The organism is Rossellomorea sp. DUT-2, assembly GCF_052665285.1.
The window spans coordinates 669,707-691,782 of the sequence record NZ_JBQPEO010000002.1; the positions used below are offsets into that span (position 1 = coordinate 669,707).

General features: G+C 41.8%; 23 protein-coding genes. 3 read left to right on the top strand and 20 right to left on the bottom strand.

Going from position 1 to position 22,076, the window contains the following annotated elements:
* Window positions 1-42 precede the first annotated feature (42 nt).
* The 8 genes from dnaK to gpr form a co-directional block, all read right to left on the bottom strand.
* Window positions 43-1,863 (bottom strand): molecular chaperone DnaK, encoded by a 1,821-nt coding sequence (gene dnaK, locus ACOSV2_RS09195; RefSeq protein WP_428974841.1) that lies wholly within the window; start codon window positions 1,861-1,863, stop codon window positions 43-45.
* Window positions 1,864-1,902: 39 nt separating this feature from the next.
* On the bottom strand, window positions 1,903-2,469 hold the full coding sequence (grpE, locus tag ACOSV2_RS09200) for a nucleotide exchange factor GrpE (RefSeq protein ID WP_428974842.1): 567 nt from the start codon (window positions 2,467-2,469) through the stop codon (window positions 1,903-1,905).
* 96 nt (window positions 2,470-2,565) lie between these two features.
* Complete coding sequence (gene hrcA / locus ACOSV2_RS09205; protein WP_428975092.1) at window positions 2,566-3,600, bottom strand: heat-inducible transcriptional repressor HrcA; 1,035 nt, start codon at window positions 3,598-3,600, stop codon at window positions 2,566-2,568.
* A 456-nt stretch (window positions 3,601-4,056) separates the two neighbouring features.
* On the bottom strand, window positions 4,057-5,214 hold the full coding sequence (gene hemW, locus ACOSV2_RS09210; protein WP_428975093.1) for a radical SAM family heme chaperone HemW: 1,158 nt from the start codon (window positions 5,212-5,214) through the stop codon (window positions 4,057-4,059).
* Window positions 5,215-5,280: 66 nt separating this feature from the next.
* Window positions 5,281-7,113 (bottom strand): translation elongation factor 4, encoded by a 1,833-nt coding sequence (gene lepA, locus ACOSV2_RS09215; RefSeq protein ID WP_428974843.1) that lies wholly within the window; start codon window positions 7,111-7,113, stop codon window positions 5,281-5,283.
* 187 nt (window positions 7,114-7,300) lie between these two features.
* Window positions 7,301-7,636: a DUF3679 domain-containing protein gene (locus tag ACOSV2_RS09220; protein WP_428974844.1), complete on the bottom strand. Its 336-nt coding sequence runs from the start codon at window positions 7,634-7,636 to the stop codon at window positions 7,301-7,303.
* Between the two features lie 19 nt (window positions 7,637-7,655).
* On the bottom strand, window positions 7,656-8,864 hold the full coding sequence (spoIIP, locus tag ACOSV2_RS09225; protein WP_428974845.1) for a stage II sporulation protein P: 1,209 nt from the start codon (window positions 8,862-8,864) through the stop codon (window positions 7,656-7,658).
* A 299-nt stretch (window positions 8,865-9,163) separates the two neighbouring features.
* Window positions 9,164-10,273: a GPR endopeptidase gene (gpr, locus tag ACOSV2_RS09230; protein ID WP_428974846.1), complete on the bottom strand. Its 1,110-nt coding sequence runs from the start codon at window positions 10,271-10,273 to the stop codon at window positions 9,164-9,166.
* Window positions 10,274-10,475: 202 nt separating this feature from the next.
* On the opposite strand from gpr, the gene rpsT reads away from it, so the two are divergent.
* On the top strand, window positions 10,476-10,727 hold the full coding sequence (gene rpsT, locus ACOSV2_RS09235) for a 30S ribosomal protein S20 (RefSeq protein ID WP_113970640.1): 252 nt from the start codon (window positions 10,476-10,478) through the stop codon (window positions 10,725-10,727).
* Window positions 10,728-10,785: 58 nt separating this feature from the next.
* Here the strand turns inward: rpsT and holA are convergent, their stop codons facing one another.
* Window positions 10,786-11,814 carry a DNA polymerase III subunit delta gene (gene holA / locus ACOSV2_RS09240; RefSeq protein WP_428974847.1) on the bottom strand — a complete coding sequence of 343 codons (1,029 nt, stop codon included), beginning with the start codon at window positions 11,812-11,814 and terminating at the stop codon, window positions 10,786-10,788.
* Between the two features lie 293 nt (window positions 11,815-12,107).
* Between holA and ACOSV2_RS09245 the strand changes: the two genes are divergently transcribed.
* Window positions 12,108-12,242: a YqzM family protein gene (locus ACOSV2_RS09245; RefSeq protein ID WP_113970642.1), complete on the top strand. Its 135-nt coding sequence runs from the start codon at window positions 12,108-12,110 to the stop codon at window positions 12,240-12,242.
* Between the two features lie 149 nt (window positions 12,243-12,391).
* Here ACOSV2_RS09245 and ACOSV2_RS09250 read toward each other — a convergent pair whose 3' ends face one another.
* From ACOSV2_RS09250 to ACOSV2_RS09260, 3 genes are all read right to left on the bottom strand, one after another.
* On the bottom strand, window positions 12,392-14,659 hold the full coding sequence (locus tag ACOSV2_RS09250) for a DNA internalization-related competence protein ComEC/Rec2 (RefSeq protein WP_428974848.1): 2,268 nt from the start codon (window positions 14,657-14,659) through the stop codon (window positions 12,392-12,394).
* Window positions 14,652-15,215 (bottom strand): ComE operon protein 2, encoded by a 564-nt coding sequence (locus ACOSV2_RS09255; RefSeq protein ID WP_428974849.1) that lies wholly within the window; start codon window positions 15,213-15,215, stop codon window positions 14,652-14,654. Before ACOSV2_RS09255 ends, ACOSV2_RS09250 begins: the two co-directional genes overlap by 8 nt.
* 80 nt (window positions 15,216-15,295) lie before the next feature.
* Complete coding sequence (locus tag ACOSV2_RS09260) at window positions 15,296-15,901, bottom strand: helix-hairpin-helix domain-containing protein (RefSeq protein ID WP_428974850.1); 606 nt, start codon at window positions 15,899-15,901, stop codon at window positions 15,296-15,298.
* Window positions 15,902-15,981: 80 nt separating this feature from the next.
* Here ACOSV2_RS09260 and comER point away from each other — a divergent pair, with 80 nt between their 5' ends.
* Window positions 15,982-16,803 (top strand): late competence protein ComER, encoded by an 822-nt coding sequence (gene comER / locus ACOSV2_RS09265; protein ID WP_428974851.1) that lies wholly within the window; start codon window positions 15,982-15,984, stop codon window positions 16,801-16,803.
* A gap of 126 nt (window positions 16,804-16,929) precedes the next feature.
* Here comER and ACOSV2_RS09270 read toward each other — a convergent pair whose 3' ends face one another.
* Genes ACOSV2_RS09270 through ACOSV2_RS09305 form a run of 8 tightly spaced genes read right to left on the bottom strand, consistent with a single transcriptional unit; the run spans window position 16,930 to window position 21,950 of the window.
* Window positions 16,930-17,676, bottom strand: coding sequence for a class I SAM-dependent DNA methyltransferase (locus ACOSV2_RS09270; RefSeq protein ID WP_428974852.1), 747 nt, complete (start codon window positions 17,674-17,676; stop codon window positions 16,930-16,932).
* Window positions 17,677-18,030, bottom strand: a complete 354-nt coding sequence (rsfS, locus tag ACOSV2_RS09275) for a ribosome silencing factor (RefSeq protein ID WP_397552131.1) — start codon at window positions 18,028-18,030, stop codon at window positions 17,677-17,679.
* 4 nt (window positions 18,031-18,034) lie between these two features.
* Window positions 18,035-18,601, bottom strand: coding sequence for a bis(5'-nucleosyl)-tetraphosphatase (symmetrical) YqeK (gene yqeK / locus ACOSV2_RS09280; RefSeq protein ID WP_428974853.1), 567 nt, complete (start codon window positions 18,599-18,601; stop codon window positions 18,035-18,037).
* Entirely contained in the window at window positions 18,594-19,163 is a 570-nt protein-coding gene (locus ACOSV2_RS09285) for a nicotinate-nucleotide adenylyltransferase (RefSeq protein WP_428974854.1), read from the bottom strand. Before ACOSV2_RS09285 ends, yqeK begins: the two co-directional genes overlap by 8 nt.
* A gap of 11 nt (window positions 19,164-19,174) precedes the next feature.
* A complete protein-coding gene (gene yhbY / locus ACOSV2_RS09290) occupies window positions 19,175-19,468 on the bottom strand; it encodes a ribosome assembly RNA-binding protein YhbY (RefSeq protein ID WP_113970651.1) in 294 nt (97 codons plus the stop codon).
* Window positions 19,455-20,300, bottom strand: coding sequence for a shikimate dehydrogenase (gene aroE / locus ACOSV2_RS09295; RefSeq protein WP_428974855.1), 846 nt, complete (start codon window positions 20,298-20,300; stop codon window positions 19,455-19,457). The genes yhbY and aroE overlap by 14 nt, the downstream gene beginning before the upstream one ends.
* A gap of 10 nt (window positions 20,301-20,310) precedes the next feature.
* Window positions 20,311-21,411: a ribosome biogenesis GTPase YqeH gene (gene yqeH / locus ACOSV2_RS09300; protein ID WP_113970652.1), complete on the bottom strand. Its 1,101-nt coding sequence runs from the start codon at window positions 21,409-21,411 to the stop codon at window positions 20,311-20,313.
* Window positions 21,408-21,950: a YqeG family HAD IIIA-type phosphatase gene (locus ACOSV2_RS09305; protein ID WP_397540958.1), complete on the bottom strand. Its 543-nt coding sequence runs from the start codon at window positions 21,948-21,950 to the stop codon at window positions 21,408-21,410. Before ACOSV2_RS09305 ends, yqeH begins: the two co-directional genes overlap by 4 nt.
* Between the last annotated feature and the right edge of the window lie 126 nt (window positions 21,951-22,076).

Here is a 22,076-nt window from a genome sequence, read left to right on the forward strand (position 1 = left end):
GCCAAGAACCGCCCTGACTTTGACTTTTTCGTACATACTGGATTATTTCTTGTCGTCGTTTACTTCTTCGTATTCAGCATCGACTACATCGTCGTCTTTCGAAGCTTCGCCTTCTGCTGCTTGAGCTTCAGCTTGAGCCTGCTCATAAAGCTTCATCGTTAAGCTTTGAACGATTTCTTGTAATGCATCTTTCTTTTCACGGATAAGATCCAGATCATCTTTCTCGATTGCTTCTTTTAATTCAGCTTTCGCATCTTCCGCTTTTTTCACTTCATCTTCTTCTACTTTGCCTTCAAGGTCTTTTAACGTTTTTTCCGTTTGGAAAACAAGTTGGTCTGCTTCGTTGCGAAGTTCGACTTCCTCTTTACGTTGTTTATCCGCTTCGGCATTTTCTTCTGCTTCTTTCACCATGCGTTCTACTTCATCATCTGAAAGACCGGTAGAAGACTTGATTGTGATGTTTTGCTCTTTACCTGTTCCCAAGTCCTTCGCACTTACATTCACGATACCGTTCTTATCAATATCGAATTTCACTTCGATTTGTGGTACGCCACGTGGTGCAGGCGGAATGTCCGCTAATTGGAAACGACCAAGCGTTTTGTTATCAGCAGCCATTGGGCGCTCACCTTGTAATACGTGGATATCAACAGCTGTCTGGTTATCAGCGGCAGTTGAGAATGTTTGTGATTTAGACGTAGGGATCGTTGTGTTACGCTCGATCAGCTTAGTTGATACGCCACCCATTGTTTCGATACCAAGTGAAAGTGGTGTAACGTCAAGTAAGACAACATCTTTCACGTCTCCAGTCAGAACTCCACCTTGAATCGCTGCACCCATCGCTACCACTTCGTCAGGGTTAACGCCTTTAGATGGCTCTTTACCTGTTTCTTTTCTGATTGCTTCTTGTACAGCCGGGATACGAGTTGATCCACCAACAAGAATGATTTTATCGATTTCATTTGCAGAAAGACCAGCATCTTTCATCGCTTGACGAGTTGGTCCCATTGTACGTTCTACAAGATCTGAAGAGATTTCATCGAATTTCGCTCTTGAAAGGGTCACTTCCAAGTGAAGTGGACCAGCTTCTCCAGCCGTGATGAATGGAAGTGAGATCTGAGTCGAAGTCACTCCTGAAAGATCTTTCTTGGCTTTCTCAGCTGCGTCTTTAAGACGTTGAAGTGCCATTTTATCTTTAGAAAGGTCGATGCCGTTCTCTTTTTTGAATTCTGCTACAAGATAATCGATGATCACTTGGTCAAAGTCGTCTCCACCAAGACGGTTGTCACCGGCAGTAGAACGTACTTCGAATACACCGTCACCAAGTTCAAGGATGGATACGTCAAATGTACCGCCACCAAGGTCATATACCAGGATGGTTTGGTCTTGATCCATTTTATCCAGACCATATGCAAGTGCAGCAGCAGTTGGTTCGTTGATGATACGCTCAACTTCTAGACCCGCAATTTTACCAGCGTCTTTTGTTGCTTGACGTTCTGCATCATTGAAGTAAGCAGGTACTGTGATGACTGCTTTTTCAACTGTTTCTCCAAGATAGTCCTCTGCATATGATTTTAAGTGTTGAAGAATCATAGCTGAAATCTCTTGTGGAGTGTATTCTTTTCCTTCTGCTTCCACTTTGTGAGCTGTTCCCATATGACGTTTCACTGAGATGATCGTGTTTGGGTTTGTAATGGCTTGACGCTTTGCTACTTCCCCAACTTGCTTTTCTCCATTTTTGAACGCAACAACTGATGGAGTTGTGCGGTTTCCTTCTGCATTTGCAATAACCTTTGGCTCTCCGCCTTCAAGTACTGATACACATGAGTTTGTTGTACCTAAGTCAATACCGATAATTTTACTCATAGTAAGAAACCTCCCTGTTTTGTATATGTAATGTCTTTATTATTGATTGACCTTCACCATGGAAGGACGAATTACTCTGTCTTTCAGTTTGTATCCCTTTTGGAATTCTTCAACAACTACATTGCTATCGAAATTTTCATCTTCTGTTTGCATAACTGCTTGATGCAAATGTGGATCAAACTCTTGACCTACCGCTTCAATTGGCTCTACTCCCTCTTTCTTAAGGGCTTCAACAATACTTCTATGAACCATTTCCATTCCTTGAAGCAGTGTTTTTGTTTGATCATTATCAGCATCTATATTTAAAGCACGCTCGAAATTATCAAGTGCCGGCAATAGTTCAGTGATCAGTCCTTGAGCACGATATTTCTCCTTCGCTTCGCTTTCTACATTGACGCGTCGGCGGAAGTTATCAAAATCAGCTCTTAAACGAAGATAACGATTCTCAGACTCATTCAGCTTATCTTCCAATTGTGAAAGCTCATCTGATTCATGTTGTTCTTCTGCTACTTCCTCTGCTTGAGGTTCTTCAGCGAACACTTCTTCTACCGCTTCGCTGTTTTCTTCTTTCGCATCATGCTGCTCTTGTTTTGTTTTTTCAGACATAACATTCACCTCCTTAAAAATCTACGAACACTTGTAGGCTCCAGATGACGATAAAGACGGCATCAGAGCCTTATTTTCCTTTATACAATATGTCCACTAATCTTCACTTTGATACAGTTTCGTAAGTACCTTGGACATATCATTTGAAAAGAAATTAAGTAAACTCACGACACGGGAATACTCCATTCGAGTAGGTCCGATAATCGCAATGGATCCTAATTGTTCTTTACCAATAGAATAAGTAGCGGTTATGAGACTGCAATTCTCCATAGCAAGATGATCATTTTCTTTCCCGATTTTAATGTTCAATCCTGAAGCGGATGGACGAATCAAGTTGTAGACGCTCTCCTCTTGTTCAATCATTTCAAGGAGCATGCGAACTTTATGGACGTCATTAAACTCAGGCTGGTTGAGTATATTGGTTTTCCCACCAAAGAACAGCTTATCCGTGACCGTTGGATTAAAGGAATCCGTGATCGAGTGAAGGATAAAATCATAGTTCTGAATATGCTCTCTCAGCAAGAGAGCGACTTCCTTGAAAATTTTATCGTTTAACTCACTGATAGGAACACCCGATAATCGGTCATTTAAGATGTGCACAAGCTTCTCAAGCTCTGCTGCATCCATTGTCGGAGGGATATGGAACAGTTTATTTTCAACATGTCCGTTATCCGTCACGATGATGGCAATCGCTGTATCCTTGTTCAAAGGAATAAGTTGAATCTTCTTCAGCCTATTTTCCTTCAAATCGGGACCTAATACGATGGTCGTGTAATTCGTCAGCTCGGAAAGAATCTTTGCCGACTTCTGAACCACTTTCTCCAATTCATATATTCGCTCAGTGAAGATGGAGCGCATGGCATGCACGTCATTCTTCTCTAATTTCTGTGGAGAAAGCAAGTGATCCACATAATAGCGATAACCCTTTTCAGATGGAACACGTCCTGAAGAAGTATGCGTCTTTTCAATAAAACCCAAATCCTCCAAATCAGCCATTTCATTTCGAATCGTTGCTGAGCTGAAGGAAATTTCATCCTTCTTGGACAAGCTTCTCGAACCGACAGGCTGAGCTGACAGGATAAAATCATCAATAATCACTTGAAGAATTAGAAGTTGTCGATCTGTTAACAACATTCATCACCCCTGTTAGCACTCTATTGAGATGAGTGCTAAATCTAATTAATAAATTATCAAATCAGAAAAGGGATGTCAATATATTAGATTGGCTCTTTTCAGAAAGTCTGTTGCTTTTGAAATAGCCAGTAGTGGTTGATTTCCGCTCCAGGTGCTCGCTTTCCGCGGGGCGTGAGTTGAGCCTCCTCGGGCTTTGCCCTGCGGGGTCTCAACTGTCTAGCTCCGGCTGCTAGCCCCTCGAGGTCATAAGCTAAATGGCCCAAGAAGGCAAAAAACGCCTTCCCGGTCCATTCATCTTATGCTTGTCGGGGCTGGTCGAGCCGCCTCCGCTTTTCGTACTTTCCCGCTATTCCCGCAGGAGTCGAGCACCTTCCGCTCCAATCAACTTTCTAAGCTTGAGTTACTTGCTGTAGACTAATATAAACACCATACACCTTTAGTAGAATACAACCATTAGATTACACCCAGAAAAGATTGAAATACCTCGTTTCCTAGAAAGCGCCCCTGTTTCGTAAGTGCCACACGTTCCTCATCTACTAAAAGCAGTTCTCGCTTCTCCATTTCCGCGATGGAGGTACCAAAAACGGACTCCACGCTGCAATCAAATTTCTGTTGGAATATGGATTTACTCACGCCCTCTACCTTACGTAATCCGAGGAACATTTCTTCTTCCATTCTTTCTGCTTTCGTTACCTCATGTTGTTGGATGGTAGGCAGGGAACCTTCTGCAATCGGGTCCATATATTTTTTCAGGGGACCGTAATTGGAATAACGTACTCCGTTTATATATCCGTGAGCACCGGCTCCTAAACCATAATATTCATTATTGTCCCAATAAACGAGATTATGTTTGCTTTCGAATCCACGTTTAGCAAAATTACTGATTTCATATTGATTGATCCCGTATTTCTCCATCGTTTCGATCAGAATCTCGTACATAGCCGCTTCCTGGTCTTGAGAAGGTAATGACAGCTTCCCTTTCCTCATCAGGTTGTAGAAGACCGTTTTCGGCTCTACGATGAGTGAATAAGCCGAGTAATGAGGAAGATCAAGGTCCAGTGCTTTCTTCAATGTATCTTGAAAATCTTCCTCTGTTTGCTTAGGCAGGCTATAAATCAGATCAATGCTGATATTCGAGAATCCAACTTTTTGAGCCTTTTCAACGGACGTATACACATCCTCGCTTCTATGTGTCCGTCCGATTCCTTTTAGAAGCTCATCATTGAATGACTGAACACCAAAACTCAACCGGTTTACACCGTGGTCCTTTAACACTCGAAGTTTGTCTTCCGTCAAATCGCCGGGGTTTGCTTCAAAGGTGAATTCCCCCTGATCAAAGGGCAGATGAGTGTTGATCGATTCGCATAATAGATCAAGCTGGCTTGCATTCAATGATGTCGGAGTGCCGCCACCGACAAAAATCGTATCCAGTTTGTCAGGAGACATGACTCTTTGCTTCATTTCTTTGCCCAGGCTGATTAAATATTCATTTACGGGCTGTCCTTCTAAAAAAACTTTATTGAAATCACAATAGTGACAGATATGTTCACAGAAAGGTATATGAATATAAGCTGATTTTACCAAGTATATCCCTCCTTTTGGGGCATTCATAGAGAAAAGGGGGTAAGCAGCGCTTGTATGGTACAAGCCACTTTCCCCCCTTTATCATGAAGACAATTATTTTTTATCCGTATCGTCCATTTTCAGGACGGCCATGAATGCTTCTTGCGGAACTTCTACATTCCCTACGGACTTCATACGTTTTTTACCTTCTTTTTGTTTATCAAGAAGTTTACGTTTACGTGAAATATCTCCACCGTAACATTTTGCCAGAACGTTCTTCCGAATGGCTTTAATAGTCGATCTTGCGACAATCTTCTGCCCGATCGCTGCCTGGACGGGTACTTCGAATTGTTGTCTCGGAATTAATTCCTTCAATTTCTCTACAATCAACTTCCCGCGTTCATAAGCGAAGTCACGATGAACGATAAAGCTAAGGGCATCGACATTTTCAGCGTTCAACAGGATATCCATCTTCACAAGCTTGGATTCCTTGTATCCGATCAGCTCATAATCAAATGAAGCGTACCCCTTCGTATTCGATTTCAATTGATCGAAGAAGTCATATACGATTTCAGCAAGCGGGATTTCATAGACGATGTTCACTCGGGTATCATCCATATACTGCATATCGATGAAGTTCCCGCGCTTTCCTTGACAAAGTTCCATTACGGCACCTACGTAGTCGTTCGGAACCATGATCGTTGCTTTGACATAAGGTTCTTCAACATGATCGACCTTTTGAGGATCCGGCATCATGGATGGGTTATCCACTTTCACTTCTTCACCGTCCGTCAATTTCACATGATAGATAACGCTTGGTGCAGTCGTGATCAGGTCGATTTTGAATTCCCGTTCGATACGTTCCTGAATGATCTCCATATGCAGAAGACCGAGGAATCCACAACGGAATCCAAACCCTAATGCCTGTGAAGTTTCAGGCTCGAATTGAAGGGCAGAGTCATTTAATTCAAGCTTTTCAAGTGCTTCTCTCAAATCGTTATAACGATTTGAATCAATCGGATATAGACCGCAATAAACCATCGGGTTCATTCGGCGATAACCAGGCAATGCTTCCTGTGCAGGATTTTCGGCAAGTGTGATCGTATCCCCTACACGGGTGTCCCCGACGTTCTTGATCGCTGCAGTCAAATATCCAACATCCCCGACGGTCAATTCCTTCTGACCCGTCGCTTTCGGTGTGAAGACACCGATCTCGGTCACTTCAAACTCTTTCCCTGTCGCCATCATACGGACTTTATCCCCTACCTTGACGCTTCCATCCATTACACGGATGTAGGCAACGACTCCTCGGTAGGCGTCATATAATGAGTCAAAGATCAGGGCTTTCAATGGTGCATCGGGATCTCCTGTAGGGGCAGGCACCTTTTCAACTACCTGCTCAAGGATTTCCTCGATTCCGATTCCGGCCTTGGCTGATGCAAGGACCGCTTCAGATGCATCCAGACCGATGACATCTTCCACTTCCTGACGAACTCTCTCGGGATCGGCTGCCGGAAGATCAATTTTGTTGATGACGGGCAGGATTTCCAAGTTATTATCCAAGGCAAGATACACGTTTGCAAGCGTCTGGGCTTCAATACCCTGAGCGGCGTCCACTACAAGGACAGCTCCCTCACAAGCCGCTAAACTGCGGGATACTTCGTATGTAAAGTCTACGTGCCCCGGTGTATCAATAAGGTGGAAAATATATTCTTCCCCGTCCTTTGCCTGATACTTTAATTGCACAGAATTTAATTTGATGGTGATTCCACGCTCTCTCTCAAGGTCCATGGAATCCAGCAATTGGGCTTTCATTTCACGTGCCGTCAATGCTTTCGTCTTTTCTAATATACGATCGGCAAGGGTAGATTTCCCATGGTCGATATGAGCTATAATGGAAAAGTTTCTTATTCTCGATTGTCTCTCTAATTTCTCTTCACGGTTCATTATACGTTCAACTCCTGTTATTTCCACACATGTACACTATTTTGAATTATAGCAGTAGACTATATATTATTCAATGTAAACTAAAAGGGCTATACGGAATTGTCCATTTTAAAAAGCAAATCACTTAAGTTCTCAGAGAAAAAGCCTTAAAAAAAGAGAAGGCTGGAACATTCCCGAAAGCCTCCTCTTATATTAACGAAGCAATAAAGTTCACTATTTCATTGGTGATACTTTCAATTGTATTTGCAAGCGCCTTTCCGATCGAGGAAAACGCATTAAAGGCTTTCATGTCTTCTAATTTCTCTTTCTTTTCGCTTAACGTTTTCGATTCCACTTCATTCCCAAGGAAAGACGCTTCCACGTTTCCTTCCCCGTCCTGACTCACTCCCACCGGCGAAGTGAATTTTTGTTGTTCATGTCCCTTCATTTCCACGATGCCTTCATTCGCATACTGCATTCCGATCAGTACCCCGATAAATAAGGCAGATATAAGTAATGCACATTTAAAAAAGAATTTGGTCATTTCTCATCCATCCTTTTGATTACTGACTTGAAGCAGGAGTGACAGGTGTATGATTCACCTTTTCAGCCTGCCAATAATAATCTGCGAATACTTCAGCGAAAGCCTGTGCTGATCGCTCCAATTCTTCAAACGTATTATCGACTCCGCCAAACTCCAGTAACATGGCATTGCTTGAAAGATCCTGGTTGAACTTCCCGTTGGTCCCGCTTCCCTTTTTCGCAATCACTCCACGTGAGATCCCTTTATAGTTCGCTTCCAATAATTTATGAAGCTCTGTTGCCACCTTTAAATTCTGCTCGTAATTCGGATGCTCTTCCCCAACGACAAATGCGAGCTTGGCATAAGATTTCCCATTGATCGTCCCCGTCGTGATAGCCCTTCTTTGTGAATCACGATGGATGTCAACAAGATAAAGTAAGTCTTTATTACTCGTCATGGCAGCCTGCACTAATGGTCTCGACTCCTGGTAGGCAGCCCAATAATCCAATCCTTTATTGTTCAGGTTCGCTATCACATCGGTTTTATCGATGGTCGTTCCAATCCCAAGTCCCTCTAAGTTCCTCTTCACCATGTCACCCACTTTGGTGACATTTACTTCCGAATGCATGGCTGAATCCGGATTGGTCACCCCCTCCAAGTAGGGCAGATAGGATTCACGGGTGTGGGTGAAGTAAAGATGAACCGTCTTTTTATTTCCGGTTGATAACGGCGGGGCCACATCCCCACTCTTTTGATCCGATTCTTTTAAGTTCTCTACATTCTTGAGTGGAGCTTCATTTTCTGCCTCAAGTGCTTCGGGAGGCGGGACAGATTCGATCGGCATATTCGTAAAATCCGTTCCTTCCCCGGCCACGAGGATATCCCCATCGAAAATCGAGAATCCCGGAAGCTCTCTCCCCAGGAAACTTCGGGGGTCCTCAAAGCTCACATTGGTAGCCACCTGGAAAAGGAGGGAGGACAAATTCGGTAAATCCTGCTCTTCTTCAGTCAAAACTTGATTAAAAGACCGGTTTTCTAATGCTAGGATCTTATATAATGCTTCACCCTTCACATTGGAAGCTACTTGATTCAAGGAATTCGATGTAATTCTATACTCAGGGTTCAGGGAAGTGAGGATGCCCGTTATCGAAAAAATCGAGAGCAATCCTGCCACGAAGATCAACATCCCTTTCAGTATCGTTGACATATTAATCGCAACTACATAATTAGGCGCTTTATACGACCTCATTCTCCCACCCTTTCCTTTAATCTACTCTAGTACAACGTATGTCATTACTAGAGAAAGTAGAACAATATTTAGTAGTCATTATGAGGTTATTGGCGGAAAGTTAAACAGGGGAATCTATTATTTTTATAATGATTGGCAAGGTGGGGGAGAGGTTCGAAAGCTAGGATGAGATGAAGTGAGGTGAGTTGGAAGTTTCAATTTTTGGAGGGAGAACTGCGATTTTTAACGAATGAATCCACTACTAATAAAACGCCTCAAGGATCATTCCCTACCCCTAAGGCGCTATTTTCACCTGCTATCTATCTCGTCTGATATCCCGTATTTTCCTGATCGACCGCCTCATGAAGTGCAGCATTCAAGCCGCTTGCGATAAGGTTGGCCATGTCTTCCATGAACACGTCCACTTCTTTAGGTGTGACCATCAGATTATGGCCGATGGGAGCCAATACTTCATGAATCAGTTTTCGTTTTTCCTGATCATCGAGTGTTCCGACAATTCCCATGTAGGTTTGACGATGCTGCTCTTCCGGAAGATCTTCTTCGGTTAATTTCCTTCTCTCACCGAAGCTTAACCCTGCAGGGGCAAGGGATCTGGATGGACGGTCTCCTTCTCTCATTTCTTTGCCAAAATGCTTTAATAGAAAGTCGACAGTATCACTTACGATTGTGACAGCATCGAGTACGGTCGGAACGCCGATGGCAATAACCGGAACCCCTAATGTTTCCTGATCCAATCCTTTTCGTTTGTTTCCTACACCTGACCCTGGATGTATCCCTGTATCCGAAATCTGGATGGTTGAATTGACTCGCTCAATGGATCGGGAGGCCAGGGCATCGATGGCGATGATGAAGTCGGGTTTGGATTTCTCTACTACACCAAAAATGATATCGCTCGTTTCAATGCCCGTCAGCCCCATCACACCAGGCACGAGGGCACTGACCGGTCGATAGCCCTCCTCCACTGATTCCGGCTGCAGTTCAAAAAGATGTCTCGTCACAATGATATCTTCACAGACGCGTGGCCCTAATGAATCGGGGGTTACATTCCAGTTGCCAAGCCCAACAATTAAACAGCTTGCATTTTTACTGATTTTATTATTAATTAAAAATTGATTAAATTCATTGGCAAATACTTTTTCAACCCTTTGTTGCAGTTCTGCATCTTCCTGGCGAATTCCATGGGCCTCGATGGTTAAGTAATTACCAGGTTTTTTACCGATTTTCTCTTCTCCTTCAGGTGTAACGGTGACAAGGGAAACTTTTACTCCATCTTCTTCTTTCTCTTTAATCATGACTCCTTGGATGGATGACGTATCTTCCGCTTTATCAGTGACGACCATTTCTCTTGCTTCAACGGCAAGATCGGTACGAATGGAATATTTACTATAATCGATTTCTTCGTTTTTCATTTCGACTCTACCTCCAGGCTTGGGATGTTATCTACTATTTTTTTATGTTTACCTTTTTCGTATGTGTTCATTCACTCGTTTAATTTCACTACATAGTATTGCAATATCACTGTTCGTTTGATAAAATATCATTTGTTCTTATTGTTTAGGAATTTAAATCGAGTCACATAGAATCTCGATCCTTTTATAGGAGGTGACAGGAATGCCAAATATCAAATCAGCTATCAAACGTGTAAAAACTAACAACGAGCGCAACGCTCAAAACGCTGCTGTAAAATCTACAATGCGTACTGCTATCAAGAAAGCAGAAGCTGCAGCTGCTAACAGCGCAGATAACGCTAAAGATCTAGCAACAGAAGCGGTTCGTCAATTAGACAAAGCAGCTCAAAAAGGTCTTATCCACAAAAACGCTGCGGATCGTCAAAAGTCTCGCCTTATGAAAAAAGCGAACTAATTGAAAAAAACCACCCAGCCTTATGGCTGGGTGGTTTTCTTTTGATTTAGGGGTATCTTCAAGTAAAACTCTGATCATGAAGTTTAAAGAGAAACATTTCAATCATCAGCTCTTTTTTGATTTTTCCTGTTTTGATTTCATAATCTCCTTGAGACAGCAATTCGATGATATGGGCAAGTTGTTTATCGTTGAAGTGCTTTGCCTGACCTGCTGCAAGTTTCACTCTGAAAGGGTGTACTTTTAGGTAGGAAGCAATCTTTTGCTGACCGTATCCTCTTCGTGATAGTTCCTTCGTTCCGTATATCAATCTGAACTGTCCTGCCAGGATCGATAGAATCTTCAACGGTTCTTCGTTTTGTTTGAGAAGATCGTAATAAATTCTTAATGCCTCATCAATTCTTCGGTGAACAACCTTATCCACTAATGTGAAAATGTTTTGTTCCAGGGACCGGGCTGTTAATCGTTCCACCACTTCCACATCGATTCTGTTTGTATCGCTTGCGTACAAAGAAAGCTTGTCCAGCTCCTGTGTCAGCATCATGAGGTTTGTTCCAGCAAGGGTCAGCAATAATTCAATGGCATCTTCATCTATCTGAACACTATTAGAGGCAGCCCGTTCTCTTACCCACGACTTTAATTCAGGCTCGTTCAGCTTTTTGGCTTCTACGACTTCTGCCAGTTTCTTTAAGGACTTCGTAATCTTCTTACGTTCGTCCAGTTTTTCGTAATTCGCTGTAATGACCAAAATCGTATAGGGAGCAGGGGATTGTATGTATTGTTCCAGTCGTTTAATATTGTGCTCTACCTTCTCTTTTGTTTTTTCAGCTGTCAAGAACACAGGGTTTTGTAGGATGACGACCCTTTTCTCCCCCATAAATGGAAAGGTTTCTGCATCTTCTATCGCCACTTCCACAGGAGTTTCCTCCAGGTCATAACTGGAAAAATTAAAATCCATTTCTTCCTCTGAAAGGGCACTTGATACAATTCTTTGTTTCGTTTCATTAATAATAAATGACTCATTTCCGTAAACTAAATATATAGCTGCGAATTGAGATTTCTCTATTTTCTTCCAAATATCAATAACCAAGTCAGCACTCTCCATTAATTCTTTTCTCTACTCTATGGTAAAAAAGCTTTTTGGTTTTGACAAGGGGTAAAGGGGACATCCGTCAAATGGGACACCCCCTATATCTATATTAACGTTAACGGAGAAGACCTAGGAACCTTTTCCGAAAACGGTATTTCCTTTGTAATGATTAGTGTCACCCCCTTTCAGGATCTTATAGGTGACAACTCTTGTCAGTAAAGGAAAAAGTAAAGTGAAGTATAGATTTTTCAGTAGCGATGTTCTATACTAGAATAGAAATAGGAGGGGTAGTTGTGAACCAATTTGAAAAGAATGTACAATCAAAAAGAAATGATGCAGTAGATTCAGGCGTTGGGTTTATTGTTTCTTTTGGATTCTTTGCGACAATGTTCGTTATTGCAACTGTTATTAAGTTTATCGGCTCTTAATGAATATAGGAGGCAGACCTTAAAGATTCCGGTTTCTTCAACTTCCATATATGGTACTGGTGTATCATACAGATGGCTTGAAGGTGCCTGACTTCTTGTAGCAGGTCTGCCCCTTTTTCATTAGCGCTTAATTTGTTTTGTCATACATCCTATGGCAGGTGGGCTGAAAACGTTCCTTTTTTATCCCAAAATCGATAGGTGATCGCCCCATTTTCTCCCGTGCTATATATAGTTATTCCTCTTCTCTTCAATCGTTCCACTACTTCAGGATGAGGATGGCCAAAGCGATTGGTTTCACCCGCAGAAATCACCGCCACAGACGGTTTCGTGTCAACGAGGAACTCTTCGGTTGTACTCGTATTACTTCCATGATGACCCACTTTTAACACATCAATCGGCAGATCGAAGTTTCGGATGAACTCATTCTCCCCTTGCTCTTCTAAATCTCCAGTAAATAACCATTTCAATGACCCGATTTCTCCATATAACACAATGGAATCATTATTTCCTTCATACTCTTCATCCTGCGGGGAAACAATATGCAATCCATCTTTATCACCAGCCCAGCTATATGGATACCAGGCATCTTTAACAGGAACTCTCTTTTGTCCGGCGATTTTCATGATTTTCTTCATTTCGCCTTTCTCGTCGCTGTTAGGGCTAATCAGCACTTCCTTCACTTTCATTTCCTCAAGAACCGCTTCTGATCCCCCAATATGATCGAGATCTCCGTGTGTTAAAATCAAGGTGTCAATGGACGTGATGCCTTTACTTTTCAAAAAAGGAACGACGATATCTTCCCCTACAGAAAAACGATTCTTCCTCTCTTCCCATTCTTCTTTCGAAAACTGAACTTCCCCACCTGTATCGATCAGATAGGTTCCTCGATTGTACGGCAGCTTGATCAATGTAGCATCACCTTGCCCAACATCCACAAATACAATCTCTCCATAAGGATTATAGGTATTGATGAGCACGTGAGTGGATACCCAGAAAATCAAAAGAAGACCGGAAAGCATATATTTCCTCTTTTCAAACCAAACAAACACAATATAAATAGCGATGAGGTAACCAATCATTAACAGAAATGGAGGCTTCCCCATCACAATGGTGCTAAATGGAAAAGAAGCGATAAAGGTAGATACCCATTGTATTCCATCCATAAGATGTTTATGGAGCAATATCAACCACTCAACTGACAGAATATAGACGATGATGGTCATGGGAAGAACAATGAATGAGAAGAGGGGTACATAAAGAAGATTCGTGAGAAAGCCCAGTAAAGAAAATTCATAGAAATGATAAAGGATGATCGGTAACGAAGACAGCTGGGCAACGACAGTTACTTTCACCAATTGTGCAATGGATGAGGAAGTATTTAGAATAACGGCTGAAGAAACTACAATAGAAAAACTCACCATAAATGATAGCTGAAACCCAACATTGAATACAGAATATGGATCATATAAAACCAACATTCCAAATACAATGGACAAACTGTCGATCGTACTTAACTTACGTGCCACTTTTCTACTGAGGAGAATCACGATCAGCATGGAGGATGCCCTCATCACGGAAGGTGATACCCCCGTCAATACAACATAACATAGGAGAAAAACAATCCCGATCCATGTCACCGATTCCTTTGTGACGCCGATCCTCAATAGACAATAGTAAAGAATCGCAAAGACCAACCCAACGTGCAGACCTGAAATTGCCAGTAAATGAACGACACCCAACTCTCTGAATGCCTTCATCGTGTCTTCTGCAATCATCTCTGTTTCTCCAAACAGTAACGCTTGGGTCACTCCTACTGTTGAAGATGGAAATTCCCTTTCGATTTTTTTCAATCCATTGAATCTCAGATTAATGAGGGCATGCTTCCATGTTCTTTCATCTGCACACTTCTCGAATACGTTTACGCCAAGAACCCAATACACTCCTCGATGGGCCAAATAATTTTTATAATGAAACAGGTTTGGATTTTTATTCGGTTTGGGTTCAGTCAGCTGCCCCTTCACCTTACACACAAATCCGGGTTTCATATATTGGAATTTTTGTTTTTCTTCCTCTGAAGAGAAATAATAGCGAATGAGAACCTTCTCTTTCTTTATTTGAGCGAGGGTGACAAAAGAATTCCCATCGATGGCTGGAATATCATTGATCACAATTTGTAAATCGACCGGTTGGGGTTGTGACGTCAGAACGGTTTTCTGTCTCTTTTCTTGAATAGTGGTGTTGAGAAAGGAAATAAAGAGGAATACGAAGCAGAGAAAAAGGATGGTGAAGGTCATTTTTCTGAGGAAAAGGGATGCCAGAAGCAGAGCAAGAACGACGGCACCCCAATGGAATTGAAGTGCCAGTAATGTTCCTGAAAGTACTGAAATCGCGGGATAGAGGTATAATCCTCTATTCATTAAATAATTTTATGTATTCTTGTTCATAGTAAGCGAGCTTCTCGTCTTCGGCACCTTGTTTTCTCAAGTCTTCGATTAATTGAAGCATCATGGAGGCTTTTTCTTTGTGCTTTACGTCAATGCTGCTTTCTTGAAAGGGCACTTTCTCTACATGGACGTTTGCCTTTTGAAAAAGTTCAATGGCATAAGGATGATTTTTATAATCCTTTGCATAATAAACCGTTTTGATTCCTGCCTGGATAAGAGCCTTACAGCATTGAAGACAGGGGAAGTGTGTAACATAAATATCCGCATTCTCCGTTCCGACCCCAAACTTTGAACATTGCAGCAAGGCATTCATTTCAGCATGTATGGTTCTCACGCAGTGATTGTCAATCACATAACACCCTTCATCTATGCAATGATCCCCTCCTGCAATGGAGCCGTTATAGCCTCCTGCAATGATTCGTTTTTCACGAACGATGGTTGCCCCCACCGCCAGTCTTGTACACGTGCTGCGCAGGGCAAGGAGCTGACTTTGGGCCATAAAATATTGATGCCAAGCGATTCTTTCCATCACCATTCCCCCTTCTATGTTTTTAGGTGCATTATCATTTGCTTGTTTAAGTGTATAAAGACTTTCTATGTTTCGTCAATTCATTGAACATAAATATATTCTTTTAATTTCTCAAACGTTTTTTCTCCGACTCCAGAGATGTTTTGAATCTCTTCTATAGCCGCAAACGGACCATGTTCTTCGCGGTATTGGATAAAGGTTGAAGCTTTCGCTGGGCCAATTCCGGGCAGTGTTTCGAATTCCTGTTGAGTGGCTGTATTAATGTTGATTCTATCCTTTGCTGAATCGATTCCAGGCATGGAAGGAGCAAACCCGTGCATTTCTATTTCTCCGACTTTAGGGACATAAATCATCATTTCGTCTGATACCTTTACCGCTAAATTGATCACTTTCTTATCTGCTTCCGGGGTGAAACCACCGGCTCGATCGATCACAAACTTCAACCTGTCTCCTTGCCTGACTTCATATAATCCAGGATTAACTACCTCTCCTTTTACGTCTACAAATACTTTTTCGACTATTTTCAATTCTTCAGGCTCCTTTTCTTTCTTAACGGGAGCCGCTGTAAAAGAAGCCTCTTTTACAGGAGCGGCGGAAGCACTTTTTAAAATATATGCAATCAGGACAATGGCACATATGACAAGAATCACAAGAACCGTTCTGTATTTTTCAATTAGGGATTGCACAGGAAATCACCTCTGATGGAATATTCATTGAAAGGAATTCATAAGTTTTAGGAGAGAGTGTGATAGAAGGAGGGCTGCACATGAAAGTGGGTATCATTGGAACGGGGAACATGGGGAAAATCATTATTGAAGCTCTCATTGAATCTAAGGCGATTTCTCCTTCACATCTTCATATTACGAATCGTTCACTAAAAAAAGCCGAGGATATAAAGGAAAAATGGAATAAAGTGAATGTCAGCCATTCAAATGGAGAAGTAATCAAATCATCTGACTTAATCTTCATATGCGTGAAACCTCATGATGTTTATGATGTGATTCAGGAGAATAAAAAAAGTTTTACCAGGGATAAATGCGTAGTTTCAATAACCAGTCCAGTAAGTGTGAAACAATTAGAATCGATCCTGACCAGTTCCTGTGCCCGATTCATTCCAAGCATTACGAATCGTGCATTAAGCGGAGTGTCACTTTTAACGTATGGAAGTCATTGTTCAGATAAATGGAGGCAGGATTTAATGACATTGGTTGAGCATATCTCCACACCGGTGGTCATTGATGAAAATGTGACACGAGTCGCTTCAGACATTGTCAGCTGTGGACCTGCTTTTTTCAGTTATGTTACACAGAGGTTTATTAACGCTGCTGCAGAAGTGACAGAAATTGATAGGGAAACGGCCACTGTTTTAGCTTCTGAAATGCTTGTTGGTCTTGGGGACTTATTGAAGAAAAACATCTATACATTACCGACACTTCAAGAGAAAGTTTGTGTAAAGGGCGGAGTGACTGGAATAGGAATTTCCGTAATGGAAAGAGAGCTGGGAGATGTTTTCGAGAAATTATTTGAAGCCACACAGGAAAAGTTCGTGGATGATATGGAAGGAACGAAATCACAATTTGGAGTCTAGTAAGGCTCCTTTTTTTATATTTCGACACGAATTGATTTTTTCCTTCTTTTTTTATAAAAAGCTTTTATATAAAATCATAAATAAAAGCCGGATCATTCTCTATTAAAGAGACGATCCGGCTTTTTATCATTTCTTCTTACACGTAAAGAAAATTCTTTCGCTATGGTCTGTAGGAGCTTCTTCTGTGAAGTCTGCAGAGACGTTCAACACTTCGAACCCTGCATCCTTCAACCATTCCGTTAAGGTCAGAATGGGGTATGTGCGCTGTTTATGAAGCTCTTCTACTCTTTCGTACTGATTCGTTTCCTCATCTTTCACGAAAAAAGTCAGCTCATGCTCTACACTATTGGGAACTTCTCCAGGGAAGCAATCCCAAATGTACGAGACATGTTCATCGGTCAGGGTAAACGTCTGGTTTATAAATGTTTGCGTCATTTTATAAATGGAATGCACATCAAATAAGAATAAGCCATCCTGCTTAAGATGAGCATATACACTTTTGAACGTATTTTCCACGTCTTTTTCGTCTTCCAGGTAATTCAGGGAATCACAAAAAATCGTAATAAGGTCGTATTCACCAAGTGAATCAAGCTTTGACATATCCTGTTGAAACAGATTAAGCTTTACGTTCATTTCTAAAGCCTTTTCCTGAGCTACCATCAGCATATCCTGGGAGAGATCGACGCCTGTCACATCGTAGCCATCCCGGACAAGGCGAAGCGATAGTTCCCCGGTGCCACAAGCAATGTCAAGGACGCTTTCCCCTTGGATTGAATAGGCTTTAGCTTGTTTATTGACAAACTCCAACCAGCCGTCGTATGGGACGTCCTGCATTAAATAATCGTACACATAAGCAAAACGTTCATAACTCATTTAGCGACTCTCACCTTGTCCTACTTCGACGAAGGATGCATCTCCCCATAAACGCTCTAGATTATAGTAGCCTCTTTCCTCTTTATGGAACACGTGAGCAACGACATCACCTAAGTCAACTAAAATCCAACGTGCTTGATCAAAGCCTTCCAACCGTTTGACCGTATAGCCGTTTTCCTCTGCTCTGTCCTTTAATTCCCGTGCAATGGCCTGCACCTGTTTGTCTGAGTTCCCGTGACAGATCAGAAAATAATCCGCAATTAAAGAAACACCTTTCATATCTAATACAACAATATCTTCAGCACGTTTATCATCAGCGGCATTAAACGCTAATTCTACTAAATTTTGTTCCATTCCTTCATCTCCTCTTGTTTAAAATTAATCCGTTATAAAAACGAAATGTATCCGGGTAGATCGCTTGATTTTTTTTCATAAGAAACGTCATTGTATTTTGAAGTGCCTTCAACAGCCCTTGATCTAATGACTCTTTGGCCAGTTCCCTCACTTCTTCCACCCCGGGAAATTGACGATTTGGCTCGATGTAATCAGCTAAATAGATCACTTTGTCAAGGATGGTCATCTCTTCTTTACCTGAAGTATGGTACCGGATGGCATTTAAAATATCTTCATCCCGTATACCGACTTCACGCTCTACCAGTAACGCTCCTACCGGTGCATGCCAAAGCTCGCTATTATATAGCAAAAGATCCTGATCCAGCTTCTCTTCTACAATGATTGTTTGCATTTCTTCTTTATCGCGGAACTTCGCATAGTCATGGAAAATCGCCGCTATTTCCGCCTTTTCCTCATCGGCTCCATATCGTTTTGCAAGCTCTATGCTTGTTTCCATGACTCCACAAGTGTGTATATAGCGATGTTCGGTTAAATGGTCTTTCACGATTCTTAAAGCTTTTTCCCTATTCATACAATTTCTCCTCCTTTATGAATCGATACACATTGTCGGGGACTAAGTAGCGTACCGATTGCCCCAGTTTCACTGTGTTGCGAATGTAGGAAGAAGAAATATCAATGGCCGGTACTTCAATCAATTGAATATTAAACGCAGTGTCATGTGAATAGGAAGGACGATTAACGCCAATGAAGTTGACCATTTCCTGAAGTTCCTCTATCCGGTACCACTTCGGGAGATATTCGATCATATCCCCGCCAATGATAAAAGAGAACTCGGTGTCCTCTTCCCTCTCGGTTAATAGCTTGATGGTGTCGTAAGTGTATGAGGCACCCTCTCTTTCAAGTTCAATCCGTTCAATGGAAAAGTGAGGGTTACCCTTTATCGCTTTTTGCAGCATAAAGAGACGCTGTTCGACTGATACACTTTCATCAGCCTGTTTATGAGGAGGAACGTGATTCGGAAGAAATCGGATTTCATCCAAATTCGCCTTCATTAAAACTTGTTCTGCAATAACCAAGTGGCCCATATGAGGAGGATTGAATGTCCCCCCCAGGAGTCCAACCTTTTTCTTCATTTTATCAATCCTTATCGTGGTAGGATTAATTGCTTGTTTTCTTTCGATTCCTTGTATAGGACAATGGTATTTCCAATGATTTGGACAATTTCCGCGCCTACTCCTTTGGATAACTCGTCAGCAATTTCGGACTTATCCATATCACAGTTTTGAAGAATACTGATTTTCATCAATTCTCTTACTTCAATCGCTTCTCCGATTGTTTTGATCATATTTTCATTGACTCCGCCTTTACCTACTTGGAAAACCGGATTTAAATGATGTGCTTCTGAACGTAAATATCTTTTTTGTTTACCTGTTAACATGTTGACCTCCTAGTTGTTGTAAAACGATGTTTTTCATAATCGAATATGGTGGAAAGATTCCCGTCCACTTTTCAAACGAAAGGGCTCCCTGATACACAAACATATCAAGACCATTTTGAGTACGGGCGCCTTTCTGTTTCGCCTGCTTCAATAATGCTGTTTCCAAGGGATTATAGATAATGTCACTAACGATGCATCCCTCTTTCAACTCTTGGATCGTTACTGGACTGACTTCTATATGAGGAAACATTCCGATAGATGTTGTATGGATGATCACATCATATTGGTCCAATGCGTTTTCAGCAGCTTCTAGAGATAGAAACCCTGAGTTCAAATCGAAAGGGCAAGCTTCTATCATCTTTTCAGCTCTCAGTGCCGTCCGGTTGGTCACATCGATTCTCTTCACTCCAAGAGAAGCAAGGGAATAATAAATGGCTCTCGCAGCACCACCGGCACCGATGATCAGCATCGATTTATCTTCAAGTGGTTCATCTGCTATATTTTTCAAGCCTTCCACAAATCCAAGACCGTCTGTATTATAACCGATCAGCTTGCCATTTTCATTGACAATCGTATTCACTGCCCCGATTGCCTCGGCCAATGGATCGATTTCATCTAAAAGAGGCATCACATGTTCCTTATGTGGAACTGTCACATTCACTCCATGTATTCCTAGCGCTTTAATTCCATTAAGTGCCTCGGAAAGCTGCTCTTTTTTAACGTGAAATTTCACATAGGCAGAATCCACACCACATTCTTGGAACGCTGCATTATGCATCTGGGGAGACATAGAGTGAGCAATCGGATCTCCTATAACACCATAAAGAGCCACAGAATCCCTCCTAGATTAATGATTTTCTCAAGAAAACACTAACGCCTTTAGGAACATGGGCAGCAATGGTCGCCCCAGCGTCATTTACGGTAATCCATCCTAAACCGGAGAAGACGATATCCGTTTTTGCTTCTTTAATTCTGAACTCATGCCTCACAAGTGGAGGGAATGTGCCCATATCATCTTTTCTTGGCGGCTGTAATAGCTCACCTGCATGGTTCTTATAGAGATCATCGGCTTTTTCAATCTTTGTGCGATGAATGGACAGCTCATTTGAGAAATAACAGGTAAATGCCTGACGCTCACCAGCCATGAAGTCAAAGCGTGCCAGCCCACCGAAGAACAAGGTTTGTTCTGGATTCAACTGGAAGGTTCTCGGTTTGATCTCTTTCTTGGGAGTAATGATTTTCAAATCCTGCTTATCAACAAAATGTGCCATCTGATGATGATTGATAATTCCCGGCGTATCTATGAGTGACTCTTCGTCATCAAGTGGAATTTGAATCATATCAAGTGTGGTGCCAGGGAAGTGAGACGTCGTAATGACATCTTGTTCTCCTGATACATGCTTGATAATACGGTTTATGAACGTTGATTTCCCTACGTTTGTACACCCTACTACATACACGTCTTTCCCGTTTCGATAATGTTCAATCGCTTCGATCGCTTCAGTAATTCCCTGACCTTTTGCCGCACTCACTAACTGAACATCAATAGGCTTTAACCCTAATTGACTTGCCTCATGCTTCATCCAATGAATGAGCTTGGAGGGTTTCACTGACTTTGGAAGCAGATCCACTTTGTTTCCAATGAGCAGAATCGGGTTAGATCCCACGAAACGATGCAGTCCAGGCAGCCAGCTCCCATTGAAATCGAATATATCGACGATTTTGACTATCAACCCTTCTGAATCACCAAGTTCATTTAAAATTTTCAAGAAGTCATCATCCGTTAAAGGGACATCCTGGACTTCATTATAATGCTTTAATCTAAAGCAACGTTGACAAATAATCTCTTCTTTTTGAAGAGCGGAAGGAGGTGCATACCCCATCCCTTCCTTATTCTCTGTCTGGATTTCAACGCCACATCCTATACATACAACTTGACTCACTTTTTATCCTCCCACTCAAGCATGCCTTTACGCTTGAAAAACTTCATTATTCTTCGTTCTACACGACGATTGAACTTTGTGATGAACCCGTCTGATTGTGCAACGGGAACAACCAGTATCGTATGGAAGCCGTTTCGATTTCCGCCTAAAACATCCGTTAACAGCTGGTCTCCAATGACTACCGACTCTTCCTTCTTCACACCCATTTCCTGGATCGCCCTTTTAAAGGCACGTCCCATTGGCTTACGGGCCTGGAAGATAAACGGAACGCCCAAAGGTTCTGCAAATGCTCCCACCCGGTTTTGGTTATTATTGGACACAATGGTCACAAGGATTCCATGCTCCTGCATTTCTTTGAACCATTGAATTAACTTAGGGGTGGCATTGGGACGATCCCATTCCACTAACGTATTATCTAAATCCGTAATGATCGCTTTAATTCCTTTTTCTTTTAAATACTCCGGTCTGATACTGAAAATATCTTGAACCTGTTCATCGGGTAAAAATTGCTTTATCACTTGCAGCACCTCAAATTTCATTATCATTTATATACTCTAATGTTTACTTTTCTTCTTAGTCGTATAGCTCCACGTCCATTGTTTCTGCGGATACCGATTCTCTCTATAGTATCTTTTAACCTATAACAGATTAATGATAACCAATTT